Here is a 9,967-nt window from a genome sequence, read left to right as displayed (position 1 = left end):
GGGCCGGCGTTGTCTGAGCGAAGCGAGTTTAGCCGGACCCCGCTTGGCTCGAGCACCGCAGGTTGCCCGTAGCGAAGCGTAGGGACCCAGACTGCGGGTCGCCTTTCTTTTGCTTACTTTTCTTTGGCGAAGCAAAGAAAAGTGAGTCGCTGCCGGCAACCCCGGCCAGCAAGACTCTGAAGAGGGCGCACCGCCGGAAACCACAAGCCTAGAGAAACCTCTCCAGCAGTCTGCGTGAAGCGCGATCCAACGCAGTCATATCCCTCACACTGTACTGAACCCCTTGACTACCAGCGATCAACAAGCCGGTACGCGCCAACCGACGAATGTCCTCCTCACCCTTGAGGATGAAAGAGGTCTCCCCCCGATCAGTCTCAACAGTCCAGACGCTGGGCGTACCAAAGCTGGAAACACTTTTAAGCCGCGTAATCTCAGGCACAAAATCCCGCAACGCAAGTTCTTCCTCAAGCAGCGCACGCGCAGCCGGCGCCACGGCCTGCAGGCTGTCAACCCAGGCGACCTCGTGGCCCTCGGTGTTGACCAACGAAATTCCTTCGTCGGGCGCGGCAATGGGAAAGGCCCGCACCGGCACCACGCCGGCATGCGACTCGCCGCCCGCGTCGGTGAACACCAGGCGGCCCGAGACGTCGCGCACCAGCTGGAGAGAAGAAGAAATGGAATCAGTCATTTGAAGTCCTGAGCTCATGCGTTGTCGACGTGGTGCGCGGCGTGGGCGATCTGCGAGGTGGCCAGCGCGATGCGGCCTTCCTCGGCTTCCTCGCCACCCTCTTCGTTGTCCACCTGGCGCGCCTGGGCTTCGTAGAGCCGCCAGTAGTGGCCCTGCCTGGCCATCAGCTCGTCATGCGGGCCGACTTCGACCACCTGGCCGCGGTCCATCACCACCAGGCGGTCGGCCTTACGCAGTGTCGACAGGCGGTGGGCAATCGCGATGGTGGTGCGACCCTGCACCAGGTTGTCTAGCGCGCGCTGGATCTCTTTTTCGGTCTCGGTGTCCACCGAGGACGTGGCCTCGTCGAGGATCAGGATGCGCGGGTCTATCAGCAGCGCGCGCGCGATCGAGATGCGCTGGCGTTCGCCGCCTGACAGGCCCTGGCCGCGTTCGCCAACCAGCGAGTCGTAACCCTGTGGCAGGCGCAGGATGAACTCATGCGCATGGGCGGCGCGCGCGGCGGCCACGATCTCGGCGCGCGTGGCGCCGGGCTTGCCGTAGGCGATGTTCTCGGCAATCGTGCCGAAGAACAGGAAGGGCTCCTGCAGCACCAGGCCGATGTGGCGGCGGTAGTCGGCCACGCCGAAGCGGCGTATGTCCGTGCCGTCCACGCTGATGGCACCGTCGCTCACGTCGTAGAAGCGGCAGATCAGGTTGACCAGCGTGCTTTTGCCCGAGCCGCTGTGGCCCACCAGGCCAATCATCTCGCCGGGCCGTATCTGCAGGTCCAGCCCGCGTATCACCGAGCGGTTGCCATAACGAAAGCCCAGGTTCTTCATGTCGATGCGGCCCTCGAGCTTGCCGATCTTCACCGGGTTGGCGGTTTCCGGCACGTTGGAAACATGGTCCAGGATGTCGAAGATGCGCTTGGCGCCGGCCGCGGCTTTTTGCGTGACCGAGACGATGCGGCTCATGGAATCAAGCCGCCCGTAAAAGCGGCCTATGTAGGCGATAAAGGCCGTCAGCACACCGACGGTGATCTGCTGTTTCGACACCAGCCAGATGCCGAAAGCCCAGACCACCAGCAGGCCCACTTCGGTGAGCAGCGAGACGGTGGGCGTGAACAGCGACCAGGTCTTGTTGAGCTTGTCGTTGACGGCCAGGTTGTGCTGGTTGACCTCGCGAAAGCGCTGGGCCTCGCGCTTTTCCTGGGCAAAGGCCTTCACCACGCGGATACCGGGAATCGTGTCGGCCAGCACATTGGTCACGTCCGACCAGACGCGGTCGATTTTTTCGAAACCGGTGCGCAGCTTGTCGCGCACCACGTGGATCATCCAGCCGATGAAGGGCAGCGGCAGCAGCGTCACCACCGCCAGCCAGGGGTTGATGGAAAACAGGATGACCGCGGTCATCACGATCATCAGCACGTCGGTCGCGAAGTCCAGCGCGTGCAGCGACAAAAACACGCAGATGCGGTCGGTTTCCGAGCCAATGCGCGACATCAGGTCGCCGGTGCGCTTGCCGCCGAAGTAGTCCAGCGACAGCTCCAGCAGGTGGTCGAAGGTGGCGGTGCGCAGGTCGGCGCCTATGCGCTCGGACACCAGCGCCAGCAGGTAGGTGCGCGCCCAGTTCAGCGCCCAGCCCAGCACGGCCGCGCCCAGCAGGCCGCCCAGCAGCGCGCCGACCTTCCAGGGCTCGATCCGCTGGCCGTTCTGGAAGGGAATCAGGATGTCGTCCATCAGCGGGATGGTCAGGTAGGGCGGCACCAGGGTCGCGGCGGTGGAAGCCAATGTCAGTAGAAACCCGGCCAGCAGCTGGTGGCGGTAGGGATGGGCAAAACGCCAGAGGCGCAGCAGCACCCAGGTCGAGGGCGGGGTGTGCAGTTCGCGGGCGCAGGCCGGGCACTCCTCGCTGTCCGGCGGCAGCGGCAGGTCGCATTCGGGGCACAGGGCCGTCTCGTCGGCCGGGGGCGCCTCGGCCAGGCCCTGAGCGGCCTGCTGCTGGGCAAACAGCCGCACCAGGCGCAGCGCCTGCACATTGGCGCCCAGCGTGAAGCGCCAGCCGGCCAGGCGAATGCCTGCCTGGTGCAGCTCCAGCGTGCCCACGCCGGCATGGTCGAAATGGCGCAGCGACAGGCCGGGCAGCCCCTTGCCGGCCGCGTCCACCGTGGGCCAGGTGGTCCATTCCCCGCCAGGGGCGCGGGCCAGCAGGCGGCGGTCGGTCAGGGCCAGCAAGCCCTGGGCGAAACGAAGTTGGCTGTCCAGGTCAACCGTAAGCGTACACAGAACGTTTTCCTGGGTTGCAAGTTGTGAGCGAAGCCCCGCCAAAGCGGGGTCGGTAAGGCTGGAGTCGTCTGCCGGGTGTTTGTGTTGCATTGTGTTGGTGAATTCTTGGCGTCCCGCATCTGGCGCGGCTGGGTTTTCGCAGGTCTTGGTCTTCGCGCGTGGGGAACCCGAACAGGGGATTTTCGCCGAATGCAGCCCAGAACGACAAAATTGACCCTCAATCCCCGAAAATGGCGAAACCGTCTACCGATCCCAGGCGACGGCCCTGTTCGCGATAAGAACAAATACATAACGAGACACACGGGGATCCACCGGAGCCTTCACAGGCCCCACACTGAAATTCATCGGCCGGGACCAGGCCTCGCACCGACGGGTGCGGCGCCTGCCTGCCGACCATGTTGAAACCAATGAGCCCTCAGGACGACATCAAGCTGCTGCGCATCAACTATCTGCGCGGTCCCAACATCTGGACTTACCGGGCCGTGCTTGAGGTCTGGCTGGACCTCGGAACCCTCGAAGACTTCCCCTCCAACGACCTCCCCGGCTTTAACGACCGCCTGGTCGCCCTGTTGCCGGCCCTGCTCGAGCACCACTGCGGCGTGGGCGAGCGCGGCGGCTTCATCCAGCGCCTGCGCGAAGGCACCTGGTCCGGCCACGTGCTGGAGCACGTGGTGATCGAGCTGCTCAACCTGGCCGACATGCCCACCGGCTTCGGCCAGACACGCAGCACCTCGCAGCGCGGCGTCTACCGCATGGTATTCCGCGCGCGCGACGAGCAGGTCGCCCGCACCGCGCTGGCCGAAGGCCACCGCCTGCTGATGGCCGCCATCAACGGCACGCCCTACGGCCCCGCCGACGTGCAGGCCGCCGTCGAGAAAATCCGCGCCAAGGTCGACGACTGCTACCTCGGGCCCAGCACCGCCTCCATCGTGGCCGCCGCCACCGACCGCCGCATTCCCCACATCCGCCTGAACGACGGCAACCTGGTGCAGCTGGGCTACGGCGCCAGCCAGCGCCGCATCTGGACGGCCGAGACCGACCTCACCAGCGCCATCGCCGAAGGCATCGCCCACGATAAAGACCTCACCAAAAGCCTGCTCGCCACCTGCGGCGTGCCGGTGCCCGAAGGCCAGATCGTCGCCACGCCCGAAGAAGCCTGGGAAGCCGCCGAAGACATCGGCCTGCCGGTCGTCGTCAAGCCCTCCGACGGCAACCACGGCCGCGGCGTGGCGCTGGACCTTAAAACGCGCGCCGAAGTCGAGGCCGCCTTCACGGTGGCCGCACGGCACGGCAGCGAAGTCATGGTCGAGCGTTTTGTGCGCGGCCATGAGCACCGCCTGCTGGTGGTCGGCGGCCGCGTGGTCGCCGCCGCGCGCGGTGAAGCCGCCTGGGTGACCGGCGACGGCAACGCCACCGTCGCCCAGTTGGTCGACGCCCAGCTCAACACCGACCCGCGCCGCGGCGTCGGCGAAGACTTCCCGCTGGGCCGCATCAACGCCGCCGAAGACGGCGCCGTCATCCTTGATTTGCAGCGCCAGGGCCTGGCGCCCGACAGCGTGCCCGCCGCCGGCCGCGAAGTGCTGATCCAGCGCAACGGCAACGTCGCCATCGACTGCACCGACGCCGTGCACCCCGAGGTCGACCACGTCGTCTCGCTGGCCGCGCGCGTCGTCGGCCTGGACATCGCCGGCATCGACGTGGTCGCGCAGGACATCTCCCGCCCCCTGCATGAACAAGGCGGCGCCATCGTCGAGGTCAACGCCGGCCCCGGCCTGCTGATGCACCTCAAGCCCGCCGAGGGCGCGCCGCGCCCCGTGGGCCGCGCCATCTGCGACCACCTGTTCCCGCATAACGCCGATGCCGACGCAAGCCCCGACGGCCGCATTCCCATCGTCGGCATCGCCGGCTCCGGCGGCAATTACCGCGTCGCCCGGCTGGTGGCCTGGCTGCTGCACCTGTCGGGCCGGCACACCGGCCTGGCCTGCCAGGCCGGCCTGTTCCTCGACCAGCGCTGCGTGGACGCCTCCGACTGCGCCAACTGGGAAGCCGGCCAGCGCCTCTTGATCAACCGCGCGGTGCAGGCCGCCGTCTTTGAAAACGGCGCCGACACCATCCTGCGCACCGGCCTGCCCTACGACAAATGCCAGGTCGGCGTGGTCACCGATTTAGGCGGCGCGCAAGGCCTTGCCGAGTTCGACATCACCGAAGACGAGCAGATGTTCAAGGTCATGCGCTCACAGGTCGACGTGGTGCTGCCCGGCGGCGCCGCCGTGCTCAATGCCGCCGACCCGCGCATCGCCGAGATGGCCGAGCTCTGCGACGGCGAAGTGATCTTCTACAGCGTCGACCCCAAGGCCCCCGCCCTGGCGGCGCATTGCGCCCAGGGCGGCCGCGCCCTCTTTATCCGGCAAGACCAGGTGGTGCTGGCCACCGGTGCCAGCGAGGCCTTTTTGCCCGGCCTCGGCAAGCTGGGCGCCTGGCGCGAACGCCGCGGCCTCACCGAAGACGCCCTGCTGGCCGCCATAGGCGCGGCCTGGGCGCTCGGCATTTCGCTCAACCTCATAGGCGCCGGCATGGAAGCCTTCGAAACCACCCCTAAAACCGCCGGGAGTGCCGAATAATGGAAGTGTCCCGCATCCGCGCCCTGCGCGGGCCCAACCTCTGGAGCCGCCACACCGCGCTCGAAGCCATCGTCGCCTGCACTGCCGTCGAATGCAACATCGCCGGCCTGCCCGGCTTCGAAGCCCGCGCGCGCGCGCTGTTCCCCGGCATGGGCGCGCTGCGCCAGACCGGCCACGCCGGCGCGCTGTCACTGGCCCATGTGCTCGAAGCCGCCGCGCTCGAGCTGCAGGCCGCCGCCGGCTGCCCCATCACCTTCAGCCACACGGCCGCCACCGTCGAGGCCGGCACCTACCAGGTCGTCGTCGAGTACAGCGAGGAAGCCGTCGGCCGCCTGGCCTTTGAACTGGCGCAGGCCCTGATTCACGCGGCCCTGCGCGACACCGCCTTCGACCTCGACGCCGCCATCGCCCAGTTGCGCGACCTCGACGAGGACGAGCGCCTGGGCCCCAGCACCGGCGCCATCGTCGACGCCGCCGTCGCGCGTGGCATTCCTTATCGCCGCCTCACCAAGGGCAGCATGGTGCAGTTCGGCTGGGGCGCCAAACAGCGGCGCATCCAGGCCGCTGAGGTCGACTCCACCAGCGCCGTCGCCGAATCCATCGCGCAAGACAAGGACCTCACCAAAAAGCTGCTGCGCGCCGCCGGCGTGCCGGTGCCGCTGGGCCGCCCCGTCACCGACCCCGACGACGCCTGGGCCGCGGCCCGGCAGGTCGGCCTGCCCGTGGTCGTCAAGCCGCAGGACGGCAACCAGGGCAAGGGCGTCACCGTCAACATCAGCACGCGCGAGCACCTGGACATCGCCTACAAGACCGCCGCCGAACACGGCGAGGTCATGGTCGAGAAATTTCTGCCCGGCAGCGACTTCCGCCTGCTGGTGGTCGGCAACAAGCTGGTCGCCGCCTCGCGCCGCGAGCCGCCGCAGGTGGTGGGCGACGGCCTGCACACCGTGCGCGAACTGGTCGACATCGTCAACCAGGACCCGCGGCGCGGCGAAGGCCACGCCACCTCGCTCACCAAGATCCGTTTTGACGACATCGCCGTCGCGCGCCTCGAAGTGCAGGAGCTCACGCCCGAATCGATTCCCGCCAAGGGCCGGCGCGTCATCCTGCGCAACAACGCCAACCTCAGCACCGGCGGCACCGCCACCGACGTCACCGACGACGTGCACCCCTCGGTCGCCGCGCGCGCCGTGGCCGCCGCCCAGATGGTCGGCCTGCACATCTGCGGCGTCGACGTGGTCTGCGAAAGCATGCTGCGCCCGCTCGAGTCGCAAAACGGCGGCGTCGTCGAAGTCAACGCCGCGCCCGGCCTGCGCATGCACCTGTCGCCTTCTTACGGCAAGGGCCGCGCCGTCGGCGCCGCCATGATCGACGAGCTCTTCCCCGCCGGCGACAACGGCCGCGTGCCCGTCATCGCCGTCACCGGCACCAACGGCAAGACCACCACCACCCGCCTGATCGCCCACCTGATGGCCGCAGAAGGCCTGCGCACCGGCATGACGAACACCGACGGCGTCTACATCAACGGCCGGCAGACCGACAGCGGCGACTGCAGCGGCCCCAAGAGCGCGCGCAACGTGCTCATGCACCCCGACGTCGACGCGGCGGTGTTTGAGATCGCCCGCGGCGGCGTGCTGCGCGAAGGCCTGGGCTTCGACCGCTGCGAAGTCGCCGTCGTCACCAACATCGGCAGCGGCGACCACCTCGGCCTGAACTACATCACCACCGTCGAAGACCTGGCCGTGCTCAAGCGCGTCATCGTGCAGAACGTGTCCAACACCGGCTATGCCGTGCTCAATGCCGCCGACCCCATCGTCGCCGACATGGCCGCCACCTGCCCCGGCAAGATCATCTTCTTCGCCGCCGACCGCCACCACCCGCTCATGGCCACGCACCGCGCCCAGGGCAAACGCACCGTCTACGTCGACGGCCCCATGCTGGTGGCGGCCGAAGGCGCCTGGGTCGAGCGCATCCCGCTGCAGGGCGTGCCCGTCACGCGCGGCGGCAGCATCAGCTTCCAGGTCGAGAACGTCATGGCCGCCGTCGCCGCCGCCTGGGGTGCGGGCCTGAACTGGGACACCATCAGGCGCGGCCTCGCCAGCTTCGTCAACGACGCCCACAACGCGCCCGGCCGCTTCAACGTCATGGACTACAAGGGCGCCACCGTCATCGCCGACTACGGCCACAACCCCGACGCCATGCGCGCCCTGGTGGCAGCCGTCGACGCCATGCCCGCCACGCCCGGCCAGCGCCGCAGCGTCGTCATCAGCGGCGCCGGCGACCGCCGCGATAGCGACATCCGAGACCAGACCATCATCCTCGGCGGCGCGTTTGACGACGTCATCCTCTACCAGGACGCCGCCCAGCGCGGCCGGGCTGACGGTGAGGTCATGGGCCTGCTGCGGCAGGGGCTGGAGGGCGAGCACAAAGCCCTTCGCACCCAACGCATCGATGAGATACGCGGTGAGTTTTTGGCGATTGATACTGCGCTTGAGCGGTTGTCGCCGGGGGATCTTTGCCTGGTGCTGGTGGACCAGGTGCAGGAGGCGCTTGAGCAAAGAAAAGGCGACCCGCAGTCTGGGTCCCTGCGCTTCGCTACGGGCAACCTGCGGTGCTCGACTACGGCGGGGTCTCGCGCAAACTCGCTTCGCTCAGACAAGCGCGATCCCTGATCCGCCTACGTCTGCGCTCCTCGGCCCAGCCAGGACGGGGCAATCGGGAGCGGGTTCGGGAACCGGAGTAGACGGTGATTACAGCTCGGCGGTGCGCTCAATGGATGACCCGGGTTTTCTTCGCCGAGGCGGGGGACCAAACTCCGCGTCCGTAGCGCTGTACATGGGGCCGGCAGGCGCCCTGTGCGGCGACGGCCGCGGTGTGTTCACGACGATGGTGCCGACAAGGAGGTCGGCTACGGACTGCCGCCAGGGCGTATGCACGACGAGTGCAAGCTCCATCACGAAAGGCAGCATCAGAAACCATGGTTGTCCGGACGCGGCGCCGAGAAAAAAGGCAAGAACGATGGCAAGCACACGCACGAGCGGCCTCACCAACGCTTGCATATGTGTGACTTCGCCGTTGCCCCGTATGGATACGACAGAAATGCCGGCGACAGTGCGGCCGAAGCTCAGGTGCGGCGCGAACAAACCCGCGGAGTTGTACGCGACATAAGCGACGGGGATGACCGCTGCGATCCACTCCGATGAAAAACCCAGCATCTCGCCAAAGGCAAAGAGAATCAGCAGTGCCACGAACAGCGCCATGGCATCGAGCACCGACGCGAGCAGGCGGCGGTCCCAGGAGGCGAGGTTTGGTTTGGCGGCCGGCATGTGTGAAACCTGAGGTGGGCTCAAGAAAATTGCGGCAGCCGGCGAAGCTGGACGGAAAAAGCCAGCTTGTAGCAAGAGATACGGCGCCTGCACCCAAGAAAAGCGGCGGCCTTACTTTCACCTGACCTACCCGACAAATTGAGGTCAAGCCTCATTGAGCGATTTCATAAGTTTGTCCATATCCGTGAAGTCAATGGATTGCCAGACACTCTCCTCAACGCGACGCCGGGGCGGAAATGCGCGCAATGTCCAGCTAATGAAGCCCACAACAAGCCGTGTTCGCTTGCCGTTCAGCAGTACGTCCGCCTGATAAAAAATACCGCCGAGCTTGACTTCATAGCGCCCGCAATAGTGGAGCACTTGGCCGGAAGCTGCATGCAGACGTTGACCCTCTATGGTTTTGAAAGACATGTAGTGAGATCTCTCGCGTCGCCCGGGCTCATGCCTTGAATTCTCGAACCACCTCAATCAACCCCACGATGTTGTCATTGAGCGCCTCGAGTTCCTCTGCGGGAACCCACCATTCCGTATGGTGCGCACCGCCCACTTTCTCGATCTTGTAGCGCGCCATGAATTCGCTGCGCACCTCGAACTTTGTCACGCAACCGTAGCCGCTGGCGGGGACATTCCAATCCCTGGCGATCTCGACCGCGTACTGCTCGTTTGTCACGGGATAGAAGATGGGCTGTTCCGGCAACCGCGGCGGCCACTTCCTGTAGCCGCTCTGCTTCACCAGCTCAAGTTCCTCAGGGCCGGTCGGGCGATACAGGGTGGTCGTTTCGTTCATCGGAAAGATTGTGCCAGCCCTTGGGCCGGGTCTTGCTCCGGCGGCGCGCTCTCCTCCGAGACCTGCTGGCCGGGGTCGCCCGGCGGCGAGGCACTTTTCTTTGCTTCGCCAAAGAAAAGTACCCAAAAGAAAGGCGACCCGCAGTCTGGGTCCCTACGCTTCGCTTCGGGCAACCTGCGGTGCTCGAGCCAAGCGGGGTCTCGCTAAACTCGCTTCGCTCAAACAACGCGATCCCTGATCCGCTTGTCTCTGCGCTCCTCGGCCCAGCCAGGACGGGG

Annotated in this window: 7 protein-coding genes; 2 read left to right on the top strand and 5 right to left on the bottom strand. The window is 66.6% G+C overall.

Features of this window, described 5'->3' with window-relative positions; all coding sequences use genetic code 11:
* Nucleotides 1-208 precede the first annotated feature (208 nt).
* Both AC1D1Y_RS25375 and AC1D1Y_RS25370 read right to left on the bottom strand, forming a co-directional pair.
* Nucleotides 209-688, bottom strand: a complete 480-nt coding sequence (locus AC1D1Y_RS25375; protein ID WP_477684787.1) for a cyanophycin metabolism-associated DUF1854 family protein — start codon at nucleotides 686-688, stop codon at nucleotides 209-211.
* A 14-nt stretch (nucleotides 689-702) separates the two neighbouring features.
* Nucleotides 703-3,045 carry a cyanophycin metabolism-associated ABC transporter gene (locus AC1D1Y_RS25370; RefSeq protein WP_477684786.1) on the bottom strand — a complete coding sequence of 781 codons (2,343 nt, stop codon included), beginning with the start codon at nucleotides 3,043-3,045 and terminating at the stop codon, nucleotides 703-705.
* A 317-nt stretch (nucleotides 3,046-3,362) separates the two neighbouring features.
* Here AC1D1Y_RS25370 and AC1D1Y_RS25365 point away from each other — a divergent pair, with 317 nt between their 5' ends.
* Together AC1D1Y_RS25365 and cphA are read left to right on the top strand one after the other, a co-directional pair.
* Nucleotides 3,363-5,576, top strand: a complete 2,214-nt coding sequence (locus AC1D1Y_RS25365) for a cyanophycin synthetase (RefSeq protein WP_477684788.1) — start codon at nucleotides 3,363-3,365, stop codon at nucleotides 5,574-5,576.
* Nucleotides 5,576-8,248 carry a cyanophycin synthetase gene (cphA, locus tag AC1D1Y_RS25360; RefSeq protein ID WP_477684785.1) on the top strand — a complete coding sequence of 891 codons (2,673 nt, stop codon included), beginning with the start codon at nucleotides 5,576-5,578 and terminating at the stop codon, nucleotides 8,246-8,248. The genes AC1D1Y_RS25365 and cphA overlap by 1 nt, the downstream gene beginning before the upstream one ends.
* 78 nt (nucleotides 8,249-8,326) lie before the next feature.
* On the opposite strand, the gene AC1D1Y_RS25355 is transcribed toward cphA, so the two are convergent.
* From AC1D1Y_RS25355 to AC1D1Y_RS25345, 3 genes are all read right to left on the bottom strand, one after another.
* Nucleotides 8,327-8,902, bottom strand: a complete 576-nt coding sequence (locus tag AC1D1Y_RS25355; protein ID WP_477684784.1) for an RDD family protein — start codon at nucleotides 8,900-8,902, stop codon at nucleotides 8,327-8,329.
* 144 nt (nucleotides 8,903-9,046) lie between these two features.
* Nucleotides 9,047-9,313, bottom strand: a complete 267-nt coding sequence (locus AC1D1Y_RS25350) for a hypothetical protein (RefSeq protein WP_477684783.1) — start codon at nucleotides 9,311-9,313, stop codon at nucleotides 9,047-9,049.
* A 28-nt stretch (nucleotides 9,314-9,341) separates the two neighbouring features.
* Nucleotides 9,342-9,689: a hypothetical protein gene (locus tag AC1D1Y_RS25345; protein WP_477684782.1), complete on the bottom strand. Its 348-nt coding sequence runs from the start codon at nucleotides 9,687-9,689 to the stop codon at nucleotides 9,342-9,344.
* Nucleotides 9,690-9,967: the final 278 nt, after the last annotated feature.

This window comes from Polaromonas sp. P1_G1, assembly GCF_056405595.1.
The sequence above is the reverse complement of the archived record's forward strand: the minus strand, read 5'-3'. Positions and strand labels throughout refer to the sequence as shown.